The sequence below is a fragment of the Bacillus sp. L_1B0_5 genome, from assembly GCF_000836715.1.
In the GTDB taxonomy this organism is placed as follows: Bacteria; Bacillota; Bacilli; order Bacillales; family Bacillaceae_G; genus Bacillus_A; species Bacillus_A thuringiensis_S.
This window is the reverse complement of sequence record NZ_JXIS01000053.1, coordinates 21,622-42,590: the sequence shown is the minus strand read 5'-3', so window position 1 is coordinate 42,590 and position 20,969 is coordinate 21,622. Positions and strand designations below refer to the sequence as shown.

Below are 20,969 nucleotides of genomic sequence, written 5' to 3'. Positions count from 1 at the left end.
ACATATAATTTTAAACAACATATTTATTAAGAAAAACGAAGATAGGGATAAGTACCTTTTCAAACCTTATATAGCGAACTGAGGATGGTGTAAGCTCAGGATAAGGAGATAGTGGGAATATCACCCTGGAGTTCCGCGCTGAACAAATAGAGTAAGCGTAGGCGTGTATTCGCGTTAAGAATATAAGAGGATTCTATACATATGTATAAAATCTACTAGGGTGGTACCGCGGGAGACTTTCTCGTCCCTTTTTGGGATGAGAAAGTCTCTTTTTTATTCCGTTTTTTAAGTATTTCTTTTATACATGTAAGGAGGAATTGAGCATGGAGTACAAAAATACATTACTGATGCCGAAAACAGAGTTCCCAATGCGTGGGAATTTACCAAAACGTGAGCCTGCAATGCAAGAAAAATGGGCTGAAATGAATATTTACGAAAAAGTACAAGAACATACAAAAGGTCGTCCTTTATTTGTATTGCATGATGGACCTCCATATGCGAATGGTGACATTCATATGGGACATGCATTAAATAAAGTATTAAAAGACTTTATTGTTCGTTATAAATCAATGACTGGTTTTAGTGCGCCATATGTTCCAGGATGGGATACGCACGGTTTACCAATTGAACAAGCTTTAACAAATAAAGGTGTAAAACGTAAAGAAATGACAGTTGCTGAGTTCCGTAAGTTATGTGCAGAGTATGCATATGAACAAGTAGAACGTCAACGTGAACAATTTAAGCGTCTAGGTGTACGTGCAGATTGGGATAATCCATATATTACTTTAGAGCCAGCTTATGAAGCACAACAAATTAAAGTGTTTGGTGACATGGCGAAAAAAGGTTATATCTATAAAGGTCAAAAACCAGTTTACTGGTCTCCAACGAGTGAATCTGCTTTAGCAGAAGCTGAAATTGAATACCAAGATAAAAAATCAGCATCTATTTACGTAGCATTCCCTGTAAAAGACGGAAAGAACGTATTAGAAGGTGATGAAAAGTACATCATTTGGACAACGACACCTTGGACATTACCTGCAAACTTAGGTATTTCTGTTCACCCAGAGCTTGAATATAGCATTGTAAAAGTAAATGATGAGAAATATATTATTGCTTCTGAGCTGTTTGAGACAGTTGCAAAAACGTTAGAGTGGGAAAATGCTGAAGTTGTGAAGACAGTAAAAGGTAGCGAACTTGAGTACACAGTTGCAAAACATCCATTCTACGATCGTGATTCATTAGTTATGCTAGGAGATCATGTAACAACAGATGCAGGTACAGGTTGTGTTCATACAGCACCAGGACATGGGGAAGATGACTTCATTGTTGGTAAAAAGTATGGATTAGAAGTACTTTGCCCAGTTGATGATAAAGGTGTATTAACAAATGAAGCACCTGGATTTGAAGGCTTATTCTATGATAAAGCTAACAAGCCAATTACAGAAAAATTAGAAGAAGTAGGCGCTTTACTGAAACTAACATTCATTACGCATTCATACCCACATGATTGGAGAACGAAAAAACCAATTATTTTCCGTGCGACAGCACAGTGGTTTGCATCTATTGAAGCATTCCGTAAAGAATTAATAGAAGCTGTAGCGGAAACAAAATGGGTACCAGCATGGGGAGAAACTCGTCTTCATAATATGGTTCGTGACCGTGGTGACTGGTGTATTTCTCGTCAGCGTGCATGGGGTGTGCCAATTCCGGTATTCTATGCTGAGAATGGTGATCCAATTATTACGGATGAAACAATTAACCATGTAGCAGATTTATTCCGTGAACACGGTTCAAACGTATGGTTCGAGCGTGAAGCGAAAGATCTATTACCAGAAGGATTTACACATCTAGGTAGCCCAAATGGCGAATTCCGTAAAGAAACAGACATCATGGATGTATGGTTCGATTCAGGTTCTTCTCACCAAGCGGTATTAGAAGAGCGCGAAGATTTACAGCGTCCAGCTGATTTATATTTAGAAGGATCTGACCAGTATCGTGGTTGGTTTAACTCTTCATTATCAACAGCAGTTGCTGTAACAGGTAAAGCTCCATATAAAGGCGTATTAAGTCACGGTTTCGTACTAGATGGTGAAGGACGTAAAATGAGTAAGTCGATTGGAAACATCGTCGTACCGAAGAAAATTATGGATCAATTAGGCGGAGATATTTTACGCTTATGGGTATCTTCTGTTGACTATCAATCTGACGTACGTATTTCAGATGATATTTTAAAACAAGTAGCAGAAGTGTATCGTAAAATCCGTAACACATTCCGTTTCTTATTAGGAAACTTAGACGACTTTAAGCCAAGTGAAAATGCAGTAGCTGTAGCTGAACTTCGTGAAGTAGATCGTTACATGTTAGTGAAATTAAATGACTTAATTACAAAAGTTAAAGAAGCATATGAGACATACGACTTCGCTGCTGTGTATCATGCAATTCATAACTTCTGTACAATTGATTTAAGCTCATTCTACTTAGACTTTGCAAAAGACATTTTATACATTGAAGGTGCAAACCACGAAGATCGTCGTGCAATTCAAACTGTATTATATGATGTTCTTGTTGCGTTAACGAAACTTGTAACACCAATCTTACCGCATACAGCTGATGAAGTATGGCCATACATTCCAGGCGTAACAGAAGAAAGTGTACAATTAACTGATATGCCAGAAGCTGTACAATTAGATGACGCGGAAGCATTAAAAACAAAATGGGATGCATTTATGACATTACGTGATGACGTGTTAAAAGCACTAGAAGTAGCTCGTAATGAAAAAGTAATCGGTAAGTCATTAAATGCAAGCATTACGCTATATCCAACTGCAGAAATGAAAGCTATGTTAGAGTCTATTAGCGAAGACTTAAAGCAATTATTCATCGTTTCTGAGTATAAACTTGGTGGTATGATGGAAGAAGCGCCAGCAGATGCACCGAAGTATGAACATACAGCGGTTGTTGTTGCTCAAGCAACTGGTGAAACATGTGAACGTTGTTGGGTAGTTTCAGAAACAATTGGTAAAGATGCTGAACATGAAACATTATGTGAGCGTTGTGCAACAGTTGTTAAAGAAAACTATGTAAAATAATAAAAAAACTGACTGCTATTCATGCAGTCAGTTTTTTTATTTTGATGATATATCAAAATAACTTTCAGGCTCTTTCCTGTGAAGGAAAAATGTGTGTGAGGTAAGCAAATAAATTTCGGACACACTAACTGTACATTACAGCTAGGAGGAATGTACACGTGAATGAAATTTACATGGAAATAAAAGAAGAATTGCAATTGATGAGAAAAGAGTTGCAAGAGAGACTAGCTAAAGAAGTAATGCACAAATATGATGTCGAGTTCAGCCAAGAGCTTGGATATGAAATTAAGGAAGAGATAAAGAAAAAATTGCTATTACATGATATAAAAGAGGATTTAAAGGATGTAGAACGCGCATTATTTAAAATGGAAATAGACATGTATGGTATTTGTGAAGAGACGGGGAGATTAATTTCGACAAAGCAAATGAAGGCAATGCCGACTGCCCGTACGATTCATGAATTCTTCTATGAAAAGGTAAATGTATGAATACGCACAACGATATTATATTACCTTTTTTTAATTTATTTTATTCTTCTATAAAGGTTCATTGTGAAAAGGTAGCAGCTATGCTAAAATTTTGAGGTACACTGTCTTTGTGGGGGAAATGAAAATGATATATTATGTAATAGCGTTATTTGTCATTGCTATCGATCAAATATCGAAGTGGTTAATTGTAAAGAACATGGAATTGGGTACGAGTATTCCGATTATCGACAATGTATTATACATAACATCACATCGAAATAGAGGCGCTGCTTGGGGTATTTTAGAAAATAAAATGTGGTTCTTCTACATTATTACAGTTGTTTTTGTAGTGTTTATCGTATTTTATATGAAAAAGTATGCGAAAACAGACAAGCTTCTAGGTATTTCGTTAGGCCTAATTTTGGGCGGGGCAATTGGTAACTTTATTGATCGTGTATTTAGACAAGAAGTAGTGGATTTCATTCACGTGTATATTTTCTCGTACAACTATCCAGTATTCAATATAGCTGATTCAGCATTATGTATTGGTGTTGTATTAATTATTATTCAAACATTATTAGAAGGCAAGAAAGCGAAGGAGTAATTGAATGAGTGAAGTAGTACAAGTAACAGTTGCAGAAGAGCAAAAAAATGAGCGAATTGATAAATTCGTTGCAGGAATAAATAACGAATGGTCACGTTCACAAGTACAGCAATGGATTAAAGATGATGTTGTGACGGTAAACGGGAAAGCAGTAAAAGTGAATTATAAAGTAAAAGAAGAAGATGAAATTACAGTAACGATTCCTGAGCCGGAAGAGTTAGATATTCAACCAGAGGATTTAAATTTAGAAATTTATTATGAAGATGCAGATGTGCTTGTTGTAAATAAACCACGCGGTATGGTTGTACATCCAGCACCAGGGCATACAAGTGGTACACTTGTAAACGGCCTTATGCACCATTGTACAGATCTATCAGGTATTAACGGTGTAATGCGTCCGGGTATCGTGCATCGTATTGATAAAGATACATCTGGATTATTAATGGTTGCTAAGAATGATATGGCACATGAATCGCTTGTAAATCAGCTTGTAGCCAAAACAGTAACGAGACGTTACAAAGCGATTGTACACGGTGTGATTCCGCATGATAAGGGAACGATAGATGCTCCGATTGCTCGTGATAAGAAAGAGCGTCAAAGTATGACAGTTGATGAAAATGGTAAAAACGCTGTTACGCACTTCCAAGTGTTAGATCGTTTTAAAGACTTTACACTTGTAGAATGTCGCTTAGAAACGGGACGTACGCACCAAATTCGTGTTCATATGAAATATATTGGCTATCCACTTGCGGGAGATCCGAAGTATGGTCCGAAGAAAACGTTAGATATGAATGGGCAAGCACTTCATGCGGGTATTTTAGGCTTTGATCATCCTCGTACTGGTGAATATATTCAGTTTGAGGCACCGATTCCAGAAGTATTTGAAGAAGCATTAAATATTTTACGGAAATAGTATTGACAAATCATAAGAAAACTGAGATACTGACAACAGTTAAATAATGATCCTTTAACACAGCCCCGTGAGGTTGAGAAGGTAACGGTTTGAAATACTTAGGGTATGCTGTACCCTTTTTTCAAAAGTCCTCTCGCACACGCTGAGAGGACTTTTTTTATACCATTACTCTCACGCAAGAAAAAAAAGCTTGGAGGTGTAGAGCATGCAAGAGAAAGCTGTCGTTTTAGATGACCAAATGATTCGCCGCGCTTTAACACGAATTAGTCATGAAATCGTGGAACGAAATAAAGGTGTCGATAATTGTGTTCTTGTCGGAATTAAAACTCGTGGAATTTTTATTGCACAACGTTTGGCAGAACGAATTGGTCAAATTGAAGGAAAAGAAATGGAAGTTGGAGAGTTAGACATTACGTTATATCGTGATGATTTAACACTACAATCGAAAAATAAAGAACCACTTGTAAAAGGTTCTGATATCCCTGTAGATATTACGAAGAAAAAAGTTATCCTTGTGGATGACGTATTATATACAGGAAGAACAGTTCGAGCAGCAATGGATGCTCTTATGGATTTAGGTAGACCATCTCAAATCCAACTAGCGGTTCTTGTTGATAGAGGTCATCGTGAACTACCAATTCGCGCTGATTATGTAGGAAAAAACATTCCAACATCAAGTGAAGAGCGTATCGAAGTTGATTTGCAAGAGACAGATCAACAAGATCGAGTAAGCATATACGATAAGTAAAGCCCTTTTAAATGTAGTCCTGTGAGGCTGCCAAAGGGTCTTGGCTTTCATATGTCAAATTTGGCATACGAAAGTGTAGGACTCTTTGTGCACAGGCACAAAGAGTTTTTTTATTGCAAAGATTTAAACTGAAGGAGGATGTAACAATGGAACAAAAGCCAGTGTTAGACGTTAATGAAGTACCGAAACCGGGAAAATGGTTATTTTTAAGTATACAACATTTGTTCGCGATGTTTGGATCAACAGTGCTTGTTCCGTTTTTAACAGGATTGAATCCATCAGTAGCATTAATATCAAGTGGATTAGGAACGCTAGCGTTTCTTCTTATAACGAAAGGTCAAGTACCTGCCTATCTAGGATCATCATTCGCCTTTATCGCACCGATTATAACAGCGAAAACGGCAGGTGGACCGGGAGCAGCAATGCTTGGCGGTTTGCTAGCAGGGCTTGTGTACATCTTAATCTCACTCGGAATTAAGAAATCAGGATCAGAGTGGATTATGAAATTACTACCACCAATCGTAGTTGGTCCAGTAGTAATGGTAATCGGTCTAGCTTTAGCACATACAGCAGTTAACATGGCGATGAACGGTGCGGATGGCAAATATAGCTTTACACACTTTTCAGTAGCATTAGTAACATTAGCAATTACAATTATCTGCTCGATATTCGGAAGAGGATTTTTCAGTATCATACCAGTGTTACTTGGCATTATCGGCGGATATATCTTCGCTTACTTCCAAGGGCTAGTCGACTTAAAGCCGGTAGCTGAGGCGAAATGGTTTGTTGTACCAGATTTCACAGTACCATTTGTAACATACACACCAGAGTTTTCATGGAAGATTGTACTCTTGATGGTACCAGTTGCACTAGTAACAATATCAGAACATATCGGACATCAAATTGTACTAGGAAATGTTATTAAAAGAGATTTAATTGAAAAACCAGGTTTACACCGTTCAATCTTCGGTGATGGAGTAGCAACATTAATCGCATCACTTATCGGTGGACCACCGAATACAACGTATGGTGAAAACATCGGTGTGCTAGCAATTACGAGAGCATACAGTGTATACTTATTCATCGGTTCAGCAGTGTTCGCAATCATGTTCGGATTTATCGGTAAGGTTTCTGCACTGATACATTCGATCCCAACACCAGTTATGGGTGGTGTATCAATCTTACTATTCGGTGTAATTGCATCAAGCGGATTACGCATGATGGTAGATGATAAAACAGATTTAAGTGACAAACGAAACTTAATGATTGCATCAGTAATACTAGTAATCGGTATTGGTGGAGCGGTACTTCACGTAGGGGAATCGTTCCAAGTAGAAGGAATGGCACTAGCAGCAATTGTAGGTGTACTGTTAAATCTACTACTACCGGAAACGAAACAAATAAAACAACCTAAGCAGATTGCTTCATAATAATAACCTTTTAATTCAGTCCTGTGAGACAGAAAAGGGTGGCTTCTTCCTTGCACCCTAGTCTTACATGACTAGGGTATTTTTATACAAATGTTGTTATAAATATGCAAAAGTGGTAACATAAAAATCAGAAAGATGAGGGATGACGATGAGCCATTTGTTAACGATGAGTGAATTATCGGAAGTAGAAATTTCAGAAATCCTAAAAGACGCAGAAGATTTTGCGAATGGAAAAGAGAGCAAAACGACAGAGCAAACTTTTGTTGCAAACTTGTTCTTTGAGAATAGTACGAGAACGAGATTTAGCTTTGAAGTTGCTGAGAAGAGATTAGGACTAGATGTTTTAAACTTTTCAGCTGATGCATCTAGCGTACAAAAAGGAGAAACTTTATACGACACGATAAGAACACTGGAATCAATCGGAACAAAAGCAGTGGTCATCCGCCATGAGCAAGATCGCTACTTCGATGAACTAAAAGATCAGGTGAATATCCCGATCTTAAATGCTGGAGATGGATGTGGAAACCACCCAACGCAGTGCCTACTCGACCTTCTTACAATTCAACAAGAGTTTGGAAGATTTGAAGGTTTGAAGATTGCAATAGTAGGAGATGTTCGTCATAGCCGAGTAGCACGTTCTAATGCAGAAGCATTAACGAAGCTTGGTGCAACAATTTACTTTGCAAGTCCAGAAGAGTGGAAAGATGAAGACAACACATTTGGAACATACAAACCATTAGATGAACTTGTTCCAGAAGTGGATGTAATGATGTTACTGCGTGTACAACATGAACGTCATGATCATTATGAAACAGACATTATGAAAGAGTATCATGAGAAACATGGATTAACAGTGGAAAGAGAAAAACGTATGAAAGAAGGAAGTATTATTATGCATCCAGCTCCAGTAAACCGTGATGTTGAAATTGCAAGTGAACTTGTTGAGTGTGAGCGTTCACGCATATTTAAACAAATGGAAAATGGAGTTTACGTAAGAATGGCTGTACTAAAACGCGCCTTACCAAATGTATTAGGAGGAATGAAACATGAATTATTTGTTTAAAAATGGTCGTTATATGAATGAAGAAGGAAAAATCGTAGCAACAGATCTTCTCGTACAAGACGGTAAAATCGCTAAGGTAGCAGAAAATATTACGGCAGATAATGCTGAAGTAATCGATGTGAACGGAAAGTTAATCGCACCTGGATTAGTAGATGTACACGTACATCTTCGTGAGCCAGGTGGTGAACATAAAGAAACAATTGAAACAGGTACACTAGCAGCGGCAAAAGGTGGATTCACTACAATTTGCGCAATGCCAAATACACGCCCAGTACCAGATTGCAGGGAACATATGGAAGACTTGCAAAAACGTATTAAAGAAAAAGCTCATGTTAACGTACTACCATACGGAGCAATTACAGTACGTCAAGCTGGTTCTGAAATGACAGATTTCGAAACATTAAAAGAACTTGGAGCATTTGCTTTCACAGATGACGGCGTAGGCGTACAAGATGCGAGCATGATGTTAGCGGCTATGAAACGTGCAGCAAAATTAAATATGGCAGTAGTTGCGCACTGTGAAGAGAATACGCTTATTAATAAAGGTTGTGTACATGAAGGGAAGTTTTCTGAGAAACACGGATTAAACGGTATCCCATCAGTATGTGAATCTGTACATATTGCAAGGGATATATTGCTTGCTGAAGCAGCAGATTGTCACTATCACGTATGTCACGTAAGTACGAAAGGTTCTGTACGTGTAATCCGTGATGCGAAACGCGCTGGAATTAAAGTAACAGCAGAAGTAACACCGCATCACTTAGTATTATGTGAAGATGATATCCCATCAGCTGATCCTAATTTTAAAATGAACCCACCGCTTCGTGGGAAAGAAGACCATGCAGCATTAATTGAAGGTTTATTAGATGGAACAATCGATATGATTGCAACTGACCATGCACCGCATACAGCGGAAGAGAAAGCACAAGGAATTGAAAGAGCACCATTCGGAATTACTGGTTTTGAAACAGCATTCCCGCTTCTATACACAAACCTTGTGAAAAAGGGAGTTATTACGCTAGAACAGTTAATTCAATTCTTAACAGAAAAGCCAGCTGATACATTCGGCTTAGAAGCAGGTCGCCTAAAAGAAGGTAGAGCAGCTGATATTACAATCATTGATTTAGAACAAGAAGAAGAGATTGATCCAACAACATTCTTATCAAAAGGAAAAAATACACCATTCGCAGGTTGGAAATGCCAAGGATGGCCGGTAATGACAATCGTTGGTGGTAAGATCGCATGGCAAAAGGAGAGTGCATTAGTATGAAAAGACAACTTATCTTAGAAGATGGAACAGTATTAATTGGAACAGGTTTCGGAGGCGAAATCGAAAAGTCAGGTGAGGTTGTATTTACAACAGGAATGACTGGATATCAAGAAACATTATCTGATCCATCATATTGCGGTCAAATCGTAACATTCACGTACCCATTAATCGGAAACTACGGCATTAACCGTGACGATTTTGAATCGATTCACCCATCTGTAAATGGTTTAATCGTAAACGAAATTTGTGATCACCCATCAAATTTCCGTAATGAAATTTCGTTAAATGATTACTTAAAAGAAAGAAACATCCCAGGATTAGCAGGAATTGATACGAGAAAATTAACGAGAAAAATTCGTCAATACGGTACATTACGCGGACGCCTTTGTAACATGGATGCAGATGTAGAGTACATTGTGAGCCAATTAAAAGCGACAGTATTTACAGATCATGTAAAACGCGTATCAACGAAAGATCCATACCCAAGCCCAGGTCGTGGCCACCGAGTTGTACTAGTAGACTTCGGTATGAAACATGGTATTTTACGAGAATTAAATAAGCGTGACTGTGATGTAATTGTAGTTCCTTACAACACAACAGCAGAAGAGATTTTACGCCTTAGTCCAGATGGAATTATGTTAAGTAATGGACCTGGAGACCCGAAAGATGTACCAGAAGCAATTGAAATGTTAAAAGACATTATCGGTAAAGTTCCTTTATTCGGAATTTGCCTAGGACATCAGTTATTCGCTCTAGCATCAGGTGCAAATACAAGTAAGTTGAAATTTGGTCACCGTGGTTTAAATCATCCAGTAAAAAATCTTGCAACTGGAAAAGTAGCAATTACATCTCAAAACCATGGTTACGCAGTAGAAGAAGAATCAGTTGAAAATACAGACCTTGAAATTACACATGTTGCTTTAAACGATGGAACAGTAGAAGGTCTTTGTCATACGAAGTTCCCAGCATTTACAGTACAATACCATCCAGAAGCTTCTGCAGGACCAGAAGATGCAAATGATTTATTCGAAGATTTCTTAGCAATGATCGAAAACTTCAAGAAAGAAGGGGAAGAGTTATGCCAAAACGCCTAGACATTAACACAATTTTAGTAATCGGATCAGGACCAATTGTAATTGGGCAAGCAGCAGAGTTTGATTACTCTGGTACACAAGCTTGTCAATCTCTTAGAGAAGAAGGTTACAAAGTAATCCTTGTTAACTCTAACCCAGCAACAATTATGACAGATACTGCAACAGCAGATAAAGTATATATCGAGCCATTAACATTAGAATTCGTAAGCCGCATTATTCGTAAAGAACGTCCAGATGCAATCTTACCAACATTAGGTGGTCAAACAGGCTTAAATATGGCTGTTGAACTTGCGAAATCAGGCATACTTGAAGAGTGTGGAGTTGAAATTTTAGGAACAAAATTATCAGCAATCGAGCAAGCGGAGGATCGTGATTTATTCCGTACATTAATGCAGGATTTAAATGAACCAATTCCATCTAGCACGATTATTCATACGCTGGAAGAAGCACATGAATTTGTAAAAGAAATTGGTTATCCAGTTATTGTTCGCCCAGCATTTACAATGGGAGGAACAGGTGGTGGAATCTGTAGTAATGAAGAAGAACTAATTGAAATCGTATCAGGCGGATTGAAACATAGTCCAGTAACACAATGTTTATTAGAAAAGAGCATTGCCGGTTGTAAGGAAATTGAATATGAAGTAATGCGTGATTCGAATGATAACGCGATTGTAGTATGTAATATGGAAAATATCGATCCAGTTGGGGTTCACACAGGTGATTCAATCGTTGTAGCACCGAGCCAAACATTAAGTGACCGTGAATACCAAATGTTACGTAACACTTCATTACGAATTATTCGTGCACTAGGAATTGAAGGTGGATGTAACGTTCAGCTTGCACTAGATCCACATAGCTTCCAATACTATGTAATCGAAGTGAACCCACGTGTAAGTCGTTCATCTGCACTAGCATCTAAAGCAACTGGCTATCCAATTGCAAAATTAGCAGCGAAAATTGCAGTTGGCTTAACATTAGATGAAATTATAAACCCAGTAACGCAAAAAACATACGCTTGCTTCGAGCCAGCATTAGACTATGTCGTTTCAAAAATTCCACGTTGGCCATTTGATAAGTTTGAATCAGCGAACAGAACGCTTGGAACACAGATGAAGGCAACTGGTGAGGTTATGTCAATCGGACGTAACTTAGAACAATCGTTATTAAAGGCAGTTCGTTCTTTAGAACTTGGTGTTTATCACTTAGAATTAGACCATTTAAAAGAACTTGATAAAGAAACAATGAAAAAACGCATCATTAAAGCAGATGACGAGCGACTGTTTATTGTAGCAGAAGCAATTCGTCAAGGTGTAACGAAAGAAGAAATTAACGAATGGTGTGAAATGGACTTCTTCTTCTTACAAAAAGTTGAAAACATCGTAAACATGGAACGCGAAGTAAAAGCGAATGTAGGAAATATGGAAGTACTACAAGCTGCGAAAGAAATGGGCTTCAGTGATCACTACATTGCAGCTGCTTGGAACAAAACAGAGCGTGAAATTTACGATATGCGTAAAGAAAACAATATGACTCCTGTTTATAAAATGGTAGATACTTGTGCGGCAGAGTTTGAATCTGCAACACCTTACTACTACAGCACATATGGTGACGAGAATGAATCGGTTATAACAGATCGTAAGAGTGTGGTTGTACTAGGGTCTGGACCAATCCGTATCGGTCAAGGTGTTGAGTTTGACTATGCAACAGTTCACTCTGTATGGGCGATTAAAGAAGCTGGATATGAGGCAATCATTGTTAATAACAATCCAGAAACAGTTTCAACAGACTTCAGTATTTCTGACAAATTATACTTTGAACCATTAACAATCGAAGATGTAATGCACATCATTGATTTAGAAAAGCCAGAAGGTGTTATCGTTCAGTTCGGTGGACAAACGGCAATTAACTTAGCGGCGAAATTAGAAGAACACGGTGTGAAAATTCTAGGAACATCACTTGAAGATTTAGACCGTGCAGAAGATCGAGATAAATTCGAAGCTGCATTAACACAATTAGGTATCCCGCAACCAGTTGGTAAAACAGCAACAACTGTAGAACAAGCGGTAGCAATTGCTGAAGAAATTGGTTACCCAGTATTAGTAAGACCATCTTACGTACTAGGTGGACGTGCGATGGAAATCGTATATCGTCAAGAAGAACTACTGCACTACATGAAAAATGCAGTTAAAGTTCATGCAGAGCATCCTGTATTAATCGACCGTTACATGGTAGGTAAAGAAATTGAAGTAGATGCAATTTCAGACGGTGAGAATGTATTCATTCCAGGTATTATGGAACATATTGAACGCGCTGGAGTTCACTCTGGTGACTCAATTGGAGTATACCCACCACAAAGCTTATCTGAAAAACTAAAAGAACAAATCATTGAACATACAATTGCACTTGGAAAAGGTTTAAACATTGTTGGATTACTAAATATCCAGTTTGTAGTATTCAAAGATCAAGTGTACGTAATTGAAGTAAACCCACGTGCGAGTCGTACAGTACCGTTCTTAAGTAAAATTACGGGCGTACCGATGGCGAATGTTGCAACGAAAGTTATTTTAGGTCAAGACCTAGTAGAGCAAGGATACGGAACTGGCTATCACCCAGAAGAGAAAGAAGTATATGTAAAAGCACCGGTATTCTCGTTCGCGAAACTACGCTCAGTTGATACAACATTAGGACCTGAAATGAAGTCAACAGGGGAAGTAATGGGTAAAGACTTAACGCTTGAAAAAGCATTATATAAAGGATTAGTTGCTTCTGGAATTAACATCCCAACGCACGGATCAGTAATCATTACTGTAGCGGATAAAGATAAAGAAGAGGCAATGGAAATTGCAAAACGTTTCCACGAAATTGGTTATAACTTATTAGCAACAGCTGGAACAGCACAATCGTTAGCAGAGCAAAATATTCCAGTGCAAGTGGTAAACAAAATTGATTCTGAAGACTATAACTTACTTGATATTATCCGTCAAGGAAAAGCACAGTTTGTAATCAATACATTAACAAAAGGCAAACAACCAGCGCGTGATGGTTTCCGCATTCGCCGTGAATCAGTAGAAAATGGTGTGGCTTGCTTAACATCACTTGATACAACGAGAGCAATCTTACGAGTATTAGAATCTATGACATTCTCAGCTCATTCAATGAAAGAAATTACGCAAACAAAGCGTCACGAGGTGGTACATGCATGATGCAAAAGCAAAATATGATCGTCGTTAACCAAAAAGAAATCGCAAAAAACATTTACGAATTAGTGCTTCAAGGAACGTTAGTACAGCAAATGAACGAACCAGGGCAGTTTGTACACATTAAGGTAGCAGAGGGCATTGCGCCCCTTCTGCGCCGCCCAATTAGTATTTGTAATGTAGATCAAGAGAAGAACGAATTTACAATGCTATATCGTGCCGAAGGACAAGGGACAAAAACATTAGCAACTAGAAAACAAGGTGAAATGGTAGATGTACTAGGACCATTAGGACACGGTTTTCCTGTAGAAGAAGCAGAAGCTGGTCAAACAGCTTTATTAGTAGGCGGGGGAATTGGTGTACCACCACTTTATGAACTATCACAGCGCCTCGTTGCAAAAGGTGTACGTGTAATTCACATCTTAGGTTTTCAAACGAAAGATGTAGTTTTCTATGAAGAAAAATTTGCAGAACTTGGTGATACGTACGTTGCGACAGTAGACGGTACACACGGTACAAAAGGATTTGTCACAGATGTAATTGATAATTACGGAATTGACTTTGACATTCTTTATTCATGTGGTCCGTTAGCGATGCTTCGTGCATTAGAAGGACGTTACAAAGAGAAAAAAGCCTATATTTCATTAGAAGAGCGTATGGGCTGCGGTATTGGAGCTTGTTTCGCATGTGTATGCCATTTACAAGAAGATCCAAGTGGACATTCTTACAAGAAGGTGTGTAGCGACGGACCAGTATTTCCAATCGGGGAGGTTGTACTATGAACAGATTGCAAGTTGAATTACCAGGATTATCATTAAAAAATCCAATTATACCGGCATCTGGATGCTTTGGATTTGGTCGTGAATATGCACAGTTTTACGATTTAAGTGTACTAGGATCAATCATGATTAAAGCGACGACAGAACAACCACGTTATGGAAATCCAACGCCTCGTGTTGCTGAAACACCAGGCGGCATGTTAAATGCAATCGGACTTCAAAACCCAGGGTTAGAAAAAGTAATGAATTCTGAATTACCATGGTTAGAACAATTTGACCTTCCAATCATTGCGAACGTTGCAGGCTCACAAGCTGAGGATTACGTAGCGGTTGCAAAGGAAATTTCTAAAGCGCCTAATGTCCATGCACTAGAATTAAATATTTCTTGTCCGAACGTAAAAACAGGTGGTATCGCCTTTGGTACAAATCCTGAAATTGCTGCTGATTTAACGAAGCGAGTAAAAGAGGTTTCTGAAGTACCTGTATACGTGAAGTTGTCACCGAACGTGGCAAACATAGTGGAAATTGCAAAAGCGATTGAAAATGCAGGTGCAGATGGTTTAACGATGATTAATACATTGCTTGGTATGCGTCTAGATTTAAAAACAGCTAAACCAATTTTAGCAAACCGTACAGGTGGATTATCAGGTCCTGCGATTAAGCCAGTAGCAATTCGTATGGTACATGAAGTAAGCCAAGCGGTTAACATTCCAATTATCGGAATGGGTGGTATTGAAACAGCGGAAGATGTAATTGAATTCTTCTACGCTGGCGCAAGCGCAGTTGCAGTAGGTACAGCGAACTTTATCGATCCGTTCGTATGTCCGACAATTATTGAAGAGTTACCAGCATTACTAGATGAATTAGGATTTGATCACATTTCGGAATGTCAAGGAAGGAGCTGGAAGCAAAAATGTCACAGTCGTTAATCGTTGCACTAGATTTTCCAGGGAAACAAGATGTAGAACAATTCTTGCGCCACTTTGAAGGGGAAGAGTTATTTGTCAAAGTTGGTATGGAGTTATTTTACAAAGAAGGCCCTGCAATTATTACGTACTTAAAAGAAAAAGGACATAAGATTTTTCTAGATTTAAAACTTCATGATATTCCGAATACAGTAAAAAGCGCTATGCATAGCCTAGCTAGTCTAGATGTTGATATGGTAAATGTTCATGCTGCTGGGGGAAGCAGCATGATGAAAGCTGCGATTGAGGGATTAGAGGAAGGTAAGCAAGAAGGAAAAGAGAGACCGATTTGTATTGCAGTTACACAACTAACAAGCACTTCGGAAGCTATGATGAAAAAAGAGATCGGCATTGAGAAGACGTTAGAAGAAGCGGTTGCTCATTATGCAAAACTAACGAAAGAAAGTGGACTTGATGGCGTTGTTTGCTCAACGCTTGAAGTTCCAAAATTACGTGAAGTATGCGGAAATGAATTTGTAACAGTAACACCGGGGATTCGTCTTGCAAGCGATGATGTAAATGACCAGGTGCGCGTAGCAACACCGAAACGTGCGAGGGAACTTGGCTCAAGCTACATCGTAGTTGGACGTAGTATTACAAAAGCAGAAAATCCGCTTGAAGCGTATAAAACAGTAAAACAACAGTGGGAAGGTGTAACAGTATGAAAAAAGAAATCGCATCGCATTTATTAGAAATTGGAGCAGTATTTTTACAACCGAATGATCCATTCACATGGTCTTCAGGTATGAAATCACCAATTTATTGTGATAACCGTTTAACTTTATCTTATCCAAAAGTACGTCAAGCGATTGCAGCTGGATTAGAAGAGTTAATTAAAGAGCACTTCCCAACTGTAGAAGTTATTGCAGGAACAGCAACTGCTGGTATTGCGCACGCTGCATGGGTAAGCGATCGTATGGATTTACCAATGTGCTACGTACGTAGTAAAGCAAAAGGACACGGTAAAGGGAACCAGATCGAAGGAAAAGCTGAAAAAGGTCAAAAAGTTGTAGTAGTAGAAGACTTAATTTCAACTGGCGGGAGTGCAATTACATGTGTAGAAGCACTTCGCGAAGCTGGCTGTGAAGTATTAGGAATCGTATCAATCTTCACATACGAGCTAGAAGCAGGAAAAGAAAAGCTAGAAGCAGCTAACGTAGCATCATATTCTTTAAGTGATTACAGTGCATTAACTGAAGTTGCAGCAGAAAAAGGTATGATCGGACAAGCTGAAACGAAAAAATTACAAGAGTGGCGTAAAAATCCAGCTAACGAAGCTTGGATCACAGCGTAACATGAAAAAAACGACCGCGGGGGAACGCGGTCGTTTTTTATATTATTGTTAAAACTTCATGTAAAGAACAGATAGTAGGAATATCGTACTTGAGTTGTGAGTTATCTCGATTTAACCATATCCCTTGCATCCCAGCTGCTGTACTACTAATCGCATCAGTCTCTAATCAATCGCCAATATAATAGCAATCTTTCATTTCAAGATTCAATTGTAATACGGCTCTGTGAAAAATTTCAGGATCTGGTTTCGATATACCAAGTTCACTAGAAGTAAATATATATTTGAAATGTTTTAAAATGTTTAGGGCAGTTAATTTTTCGACTTGTTGTTTATAGTCACCATTACTAATGATACCTAATGAGTGACCGCCTTGCTGCAAGGTCTGTAATGTATAGTGTACATCTTCAAACGCGGTCCAGTTGTTCTTATATAGTTCCATATATTGTTTGAATCTGTGCTGAGATTCTTTGGGTGATAGGTTTACTCCATATGTTTTAAATAAATGATACATTCGCATTACTTGTTGTTCTTGAAAAGATAATTCCCTGGATAAAAATTTTTTGAAATATTCTTTTGATAATTCATGCCAGACTTTCGTTGCCTCTAATTCATTGCCTGAAAAAATAGTATTATATATTTGAAAAAAATCTATAATACCATTTCTTTCAGCAGCCTCATAATCAAGTAAAGTTCCATCAATATCAAAGAAAATCATATTCCTGTCTCCTTGCTAACAACTATTTAGCGTTTTCAGCAACCTCATATCCTTTCACAAACAATAGCGTCATATAAGAAACAATAAATGAGAAGATGCTATACATGCCAACCCAAAAGAAAAATTTTGGAGTAAAGGCGATAACACCTATTATTAAAAAACTAGCAAACGTTACAATCGGCATTACGTAATACGTTTTCGTTTTGCGTGTTCCAATAACAGATACGATAAAGATAAATAATGGACAAATTAATAAGACGAAAATCAATTCATTCATAGGTATGTCCCCTTTTCTAATTGCAGTAATCTGTTTCTCGTAAACGTTTTGAAATAATTAATCTCCTAATATAATTTCGCTAAGTAATAACGAATCCCTCTTGAAAACTGATAATTCATGATGAATTTTACAAGCAAAAAACGTAAGCAAGAGAACACTTGCTTACGTTATAGGATAAACATCGCACCGATCGTGGTGACAATTAAACCGATAGCAACCGGTAAAAAGTTTCGGCGTGCAAGTTCAAATGGATCGACTTTACAAATCGCAGCAGCAGGAATAAGTGCCCAAGGAATTAACGTCCCGCCCCCGGTCCAGATTGCTGCAATTTGCCCGAGTGCTGTTAATGTAGCTGTTCCGTGACCAAGTGCTGTTCCGAAAAGATTTGCAATTGAACCAGCAAGTGAAATGCCGGAAAATCCTGATCCATCTAAGCCGGTAATGACACCAACGATAGTTAATGTCCCTGCCGATACATATTGATTTAAAGGAACAGTTTGAGATAAGGCGATTCCTAAGTCGTTAATGATTCCGTGTGAACCTTTCGGTAAATAGTCCCCGATAATTTTCGCAAAGCCGCTATCTCCTAAATAAAAAAGTGCAGCAATTGGAATAACTGGTCCGAAAATTTTAAAGCCAAATTGGAGCCCTTCTATGAAATAATCGGTCGTTTTATTCAGTCCATTACCTTTGTAGGCGATGAGAGAAATGATGATAATCATAATAACAGTTGTTCCGCCGATAAGTGCAGTTGCGTCGCTTCCTTGTAGTTGAAATTGAATCATGCAAAGGATATCAATGATATATACGATAGGGATACAAATAGCGAGCCATTTCTTTGTGCGAGGAGATAATGAAGTGAGCGTTTTAGAAGACTCAGTTGATAGAATAGATTCTTGTATAGCTAAGCCTGTATGAAACTCTTTTCGTAAGAAGAAAAAAGCGACGGAAGTTGTCACAACGCCCATAACGATAACGAGTGGAACACTTGCAGATACGACGCTGGAAACAGGGAGACCAGCAGCGTCTGCGGTTAATTTTGGTGCGCCTTGTATAACGAAGTCGCCGGATAAAGCAATCCCATGACCGAATAAGTTCATAGCAATTGCTACTCCAATTGGGGGGAGACCGACGCGTACAGCAACCGGTAATAAAATAGCTCCCATTAAGGCGACAGCGGGAGAAGGCCAAAAGAAGAAAGAAATTGTCATCATCAAAAGGCCAATAATCCAGTAGGCGAGGGTAGGGGTACGGATCATCTTTGTAAATGGTGAAATCATCGTATCATTTATGCCGGTATGAACGAGTAGGTTACTCATCGATACGATAATGGAAATGATTAATATAGTTGGTAATAGTTCAGTGATAGCGTAAATGAAGCTTTGAAAGATCCCGCTAACGGCAAGAGGGATAGAGCTTGTAGCGGTTAATGCTAATAAAAAGATGAAAACGATACAAATAATCGTCGTATCTTTCCGGAGAATAAAAAAGGTAATAATAGTGAGTAAACAAAGAATATAGAGAGCGTGCAACAGAGTTAATTCAACTCCCATAACATTCACATCCTTAGGCAATCGTGTAGTTTATTGTATGAAAGTAGGGAAAGTATGTGAGTATAAGAAACAGAAAAAAGTGAAATTTCATGTACTGTAATGGTAAGAATGAAAAATGGATGATAAAATACAATTAATCCTAAAAATGGAATTAGAGGAGGGCGTATGTGCAAAAAATTGGTTTTTGGGGATTTATTATTTCTTGTAGTCTATTAATCATTTTAAATCTATTTACAAACAATGAATGGATAAGTATCATCCCTCCTTTTGGGTTTGTTTTTATACTGTTATACCGATGGGATGACATGAAACAACATAATAAGAAAAGCATTGGAATTATGATAGGTATCATCGTTGTTTGCTCATTGTTCGCAGGGGTTATTTTAATAGAGGGTCAGAAACAAATGGAGAAAATATCTATTTTTCAAGAATGGATGTCTTCTGCAAACGGTCTTTATCTTGTAATTATAGTTGTTATTTTTCTAAGAATTGTTATAAGTATAGCAAGTTACATATTAAAGGAGAAGTAGAATGGGGGAGTACGAATGAGAGAAAAAATAGGATATTATGGTGTGCTAGTTTGTTTACTATTATCAGTTATTTCAGGACAATTTCTTAACAGTGAATGGGTACCAGTTATATTATGTATAGGAGTATTGATTTTTGCTCCTATGTATCGCTGGAATGAATGGAAATCATATAGCCCCAAAAAGAAAATTGTTTTCAGCATCGAATTTGTCATTATAATCAGCACAATTCCGTTTTTGTTATGGAAAGGAAATGAGATAATAGATGGAATTGTAATGTTTCAAGGGTGGTTGTTTATTGCGAAAATGCTATATTTAATATGCATTTTAATGTTGGTAGTGGTAGTCACTAAAATAGTAAACGAAAAGCTATTCGTTAATGAATAAAAGAAAATGCCACCTTATTCGGTGGCATTTCCTCATTTTACTGCATGAGCTTTTTGCATCTTTTTAATTAAACGAATTTGTCCACGATGATTGATTTCATCTTCAAAAACGTGAAACCACTTAAATTAGTTATTTGCTGGTTTGTCATACCAAAAGTCTGTCGTTTTAAATAACCATTCATCAGATAACGATTGAAAAGTCTCGATTGTTTTGGAACGTACTTCTTGTAATGTATTTATGTAAAATTCTATAGCGTTTCCTTTTATTTTCTCACGCCCAAGATCGCCTAATTCAATGCCAGGTAACCAGCGTTCTAATTCAGCCTCCGTTGGTTCACGGTCTTCAAAAGTATGAATCTGGTAGTAAAATTCAATAGCAGCCATATGATACAATAACATGCCAATTGAATTTGCTTCCTTATCATATAAATAATCAAGTTCTTCAATTGTTAAACTTTCCACTGCTTGCATTGTTGTATAGCGAGCGTAATTCATCATGGAAACAAGCTTTGAAAATTCTACATGTAAACCCTCCAATTTATCAATTACAAAATTCAATTAAAATTCCCCCTCTTTAAATGAATACTCCAGAGAAGGA

General features: G+C 37.9%; 18 protein-coding genes, 2 pseudogenes and 1 other annotated feature. Of the genes and pseudogenes, 16 read left to right on the top strand and 4 right to left on the bottom strand.

Features of this window, described 5'->3' with window-relative positions:
- The first annotated feature begins 29 nt into the window (after positions 1-29).
- Positions 30-252 (top strand) — a binding site (T-box leader).
- A gap of 71 nt (positions 253-323) precedes the next feature.
- From ileS2 to pyrE, 14 genes are all read left to right on the top strand, one after another.
- Complete coding sequence (gene ileS2 / locus RT27_RS19155) at positions 324-3,089, top strand: isoleucine--tRNA ligase (RefSeq protein WP_016080483.1); 2,766 nt, start codon at positions 324-326, stop codon at positions 3,087-3,089.
- Between the two features lie 158 nt (positions 3,090-3,247).
- Positions 3,248-3,577: a molecular chaperone DnaK gene (locus RT27_RS19150; protein WP_043937052.1), complete on the top strand. Its 330-nt coding sequence runs from the start codon at positions 3,248-3,250 to the stop codon at positions 3,575-3,577.
- Positions 3,578-3,701: 124 nt separating this feature from the next.
- The gene (gene lspA, locus RT27_RS19145) at positions 3,702-4,160 is read left to right on the top strand and encodes a lipoprotein signal peptidase LspA (protein ID WP_000642180.1); all 459 of its coding nucleotides are present in this window, start codon (positions 3,702-3,704) and stop codon (positions 4,158-4,160) included.
- A 4-nt stretch (positions 4,161-4,164) separates the two neighbouring features.
- The gene (locus RT27_RS19140; RefSeq protein WP_016080485.1) at positions 4,165-5,073 is read left to right on the top strand and encodes an RluA family pseudouridine synthase; all 909 of its coding nucleotides are present in this window, start codon (positions 4,165-4,167) and stop codon (positions 5,071-5,073) included.
- Between the two features lie 205 nt (positions 5,074-5,278).
- Positions 5,279-5,821 carry a bifunctional pyrimidine operon transcriptional regulator/uracil phosphoribosyltransferase gene (gene pyrR, locus RT27_RS19135; RefSeq protein ID WP_001156491.1) on the top strand — a complete coding sequence of 181 codons (543 nt, stop codon included), beginning with the start codon at positions 5,279-5,281 and terminating at the stop codon, positions 5,819-5,821.
- Positions 5,822-5,967: 146 nt separating this feature from the next.
- Complete coding sequence (gene uraA, locus RT27_RS19130) at positions 5,968-7,251, top strand: uracil permease (RefSeq protein ID WP_029443132.1); 1,284 nt, start codon at positions 5,968-5,970, stop codon at positions 7,249-7,251.
- Between the two features lie 148 nt (positions 7,252-7,399).
- Entirely contained in the window at positions 7,400-8,314 is a 915-nt protein-coding gene (gene pyrB / locus RT27_RS19125) for an aspartate carbamoyltransferase (protein ID WP_029443131.1), read from the top strand.
- Positions 8,298-9,584: a dihydroorotase gene (pyrC, locus tag RT27_RS19120; RefSeq protein ID WP_016080487.1), complete on the top strand. Its 1,287-nt coding sequence runs from the start codon at positions 8,298-8,300 to the stop codon at positions 9,582-9,584. The genes pyrB and pyrC overlap by 17 nt, the downstream gene beginning before the upstream one ends.
- Positions 9,581-10,678, top strand: coding sequence for a carbamoyl phosphate synthase small subunit (locus tag RT27_RS19115; RefSeq protein WP_016080488.1), 1,098 nt, complete (start codon positions 9,581-9,583; stop codon positions 10,676-10,678). Before pyrC ends, RT27_RS19115 begins: the two co-directional genes overlap by 4 nt.
- Positions 10,663-13,881 (top strand): carbamoyl-phosphate synthase large subunit, encoded by a 3,219-nt coding sequence (gene carB, locus RT27_RS19110; RefSeq protein WP_029443130.1) that lies wholly within the window; start codon positions 10,663-10,665, stop codon positions 13,879-13,881. Before RT27_RS19115 ends, carB begins: the two co-directional genes overlap by 16 nt.
- Positions 13,878-14,657 (top strand): dihydroorotate oxidase B electron transfer subunit, encoded by a 780-nt coding sequence (gene pyrK / locus RT27_RS19105; protein WP_000983359.1) that lies wholly within the window; start codon positions 13,878-13,880, stop codon positions 14,655-14,657. The genes carB and pyrK overlap by 4 nt, the downstream gene beginning before the upstream one ends.
- On the top strand, positions 14,654-15,583 hold the full coding sequence (gene pyrD, locus RT27_RS19100) for a dihydroorotate oxidase B catalytic subunit (RefSeq protein ID WP_043937050.1): 930 nt from the start codon (positions 14,654-14,656) through the stop codon (positions 15,581-15,583). The genes pyrK and pyrD overlap by 4 nt, the downstream gene beginning before the upstream one ends.
- Positions 15,568-16,284: an orotidine-5'-phosphate decarboxylase gene (gene pyrF, locus RT27_RS19095; RefSeq protein WP_029443128.1), complete on the top strand. Its 717-nt coding sequence runs from the start codon at positions 15,568-15,570 to the stop codon at positions 16,282-16,284. Before pyrD ends, pyrF begins: the two co-directional genes overlap by 16 nt.
- Positions 16,281-16,913 carry an orotate phosphoribosyltransferase gene (gene pyrE / locus RT27_RS19090; protein WP_000711449.1) on the top strand — a complete coding sequence of 211 codons (633 nt, stop codon included), beginning with the start codon at positions 16,281-16,283 and terminating at the stop codon, positions 16,911-16,913. The genes pyrF and pyrE overlap by 4 nt, the downstream gene beginning before the upstream one ends.
- 37 nt (positions 16,914-16,950) lie before the next feature.
- Here the strand turns inward: pyrE and RT27_RS19085 are convergent.
- The 3 genes and pseudogenes from RT27_RS19085 to RT27_RS19075 form a co-directional block, all read right to left on the bottom strand.
- Positions 16,951-17,628: pseudogene (locus RT27_RS19085) on the bottom strand (HAD family hydrolase).
- A gap of 22 nt (positions 17,629-17,650) precedes the next feature.
- Positions 17,651-17,905 carry a YbeF family protein gene (locus tag RT27_RS19080; RefSeq protein WP_001003915.1) on the bottom strand — a complete coding sequence of 85 codons (255 nt, stop codon included), beginning with the start codon at positions 17,903-17,905 and terminating at the stop codon, positions 17,651-17,653.
- Between the two features lie 167 nt (positions 17,906-18,072).
- Positions 18,073-19,458 (bottom strand): membrane protein, encoded by a 1,386-nt coding sequence (locus RT27_RS19075; protein ID WP_043937047.1) that lies wholly within the window; start codon positions 19,456-19,458, stop codon positions 18,073-18,075.
- A gap of 167 nt (positions 19,459-19,625) precedes the next feature.
- On the opposite strand from RT27_RS19075, the gene RT27_RS19070 reads away from it, so the two are divergent.
- On the top strand, positions 19,626-19,988 hold the full coding sequence (locus RT27_RS19070) for a YoqO family protein (RefSeq protein ID WP_016080503.1): 363 nt from the start codon (positions 19,626-19,628) through the stop codon (positions 19,986-19,988).
- 15 nt (positions 19,989-20,003) lie between these two features.
- Complete coding sequence (locus tag RT27_RS19065) at positions 20,004-20,372, top strand: YoqO family protein (protein WP_043937045.1); 369 nt, start codon at positions 20,004-20,006, stop codon at positions 20,370-20,372.
- Between the two features lie 32 nt (positions 20,373-20,404).
- On the opposite strand, the pseudogene RT27_RS19060 reads toward RT27_RS19065, so the two are convergent.
- Positions 20,405-20,929, bottom strand: a pseudogene (locus RT27_RS19060) (DUF664 domain-containing protein).
- Positions 20,930-20,969 lie beyond the last annotated feature (40 nt).

Excerpts from the sequence above, each read along its gene's own strand:
- ileS2 (WP_016080483.1), top strand. The coding sequence starts at position 324 with ATGGAGTACAAAAATACATTACTGATGCCGAAAACAGAGTTCCCAATG.
- lspA (WP_000642180.1), top strand. The coding sequence starts at position 3,702 with ATGATATATTATGTAATAGCGTTATTTGTCATTGCTATCGATCAAATA.
- RT27_RS19140 (WP_016080485.1), top strand. The coding sequence starts at position 4,165 with ATGAGTGAAGTAGTACAAGTAACAGTTGCAGAAGAGCAAAAAAATGAG.
- pyrR (WP_001156491.1), top strand. The coding sequence starts at position 5,279 with ATGCAAGAGAAAGCTGTCGTTTTAGATGACCAAATGATTCGCCGCGCT.
- uraA (WP_029443132.1), top strand. The coding sequence starts at position 5,968 with ATGGAACAAAAGCCAGTGTTAGACGTTAATGAAGTACCGAAACCGGGA.
- pyrB (WP_029443131.1), top strand. The coding sequence starts at position 7,400 with ATGAGCCATTTGTTAACGATGAGTGAATTATCGGAAGTAGAAATTTCA.
- pyrC (WP_016080487.1), top strand. The coding sequence starts at position 8,298 with ATGAATTATTTGTTTAAAAATGGTCGTTATATGAATGAAGAAGGAAAA.
- RT27_RS19115 (WP_016080488.1), top strand. The coding sequence starts at position 9,581 with ATGAAAAGACAACTTATCTTAGAAGATGGAACAGTATTAATTGGAACA.
- carB (WP_029443130.1), top strand. The coding sequence starts at position 10,663 with ATGCCAAAACGCCTAGACATTAACACAATTTTAGTAATCGGATCAGGA.
- pyrK (WP_000983359.1), top strand. The coding sequence starts at position 13,878 with ATGATGCAAAAGCAAAATATGATCGTCGTTAACCAAAAAGAAATCGCA.
- pyrD (WP_043937050.1), top strand. The coding sequence starts at position 14,654 with ATGAACAGATTGCAAGTTGAATTACCAGGATTATCATTAAAAAATCCA.
- pyrF (WP_029443128.1), top strand. The coding sequence starts at position 15,568 with ATGTCACAGTCGTTAATCGTTGCACTAGATTTTCCAGGGAAACAAGAT.
- pyrE (WP_000711449.1), top strand. The coding sequence starts at position 16,281 with ATGAAAAAAGAAATCGCATCGCATTTATTAGAAATTGGAGCAGTATTT.
- RT27_RS19080 (WP_001003915.1), bottom strand. The coding sequence starts at position 17,905 with ATGAATGAATTGATTTTCGTCTTATTAATTTGTCCATTATTTATCTTT.
- RT27_RS19075 (WP_043937047.1), bottom strand. The coding sequence starts at position 19,458 with ATGGGAGTTGAATTAACTCTGTTGCACGCTCTCTATATTCTTTGTTTA.
- RT27_RS19065 (WP_043937045.1), top strand. The coding sequence starts at position 20,004 with ATGAGAGAAAAAATAGGATATTATGGTGTGCTAGTTTGTTTACTATTA.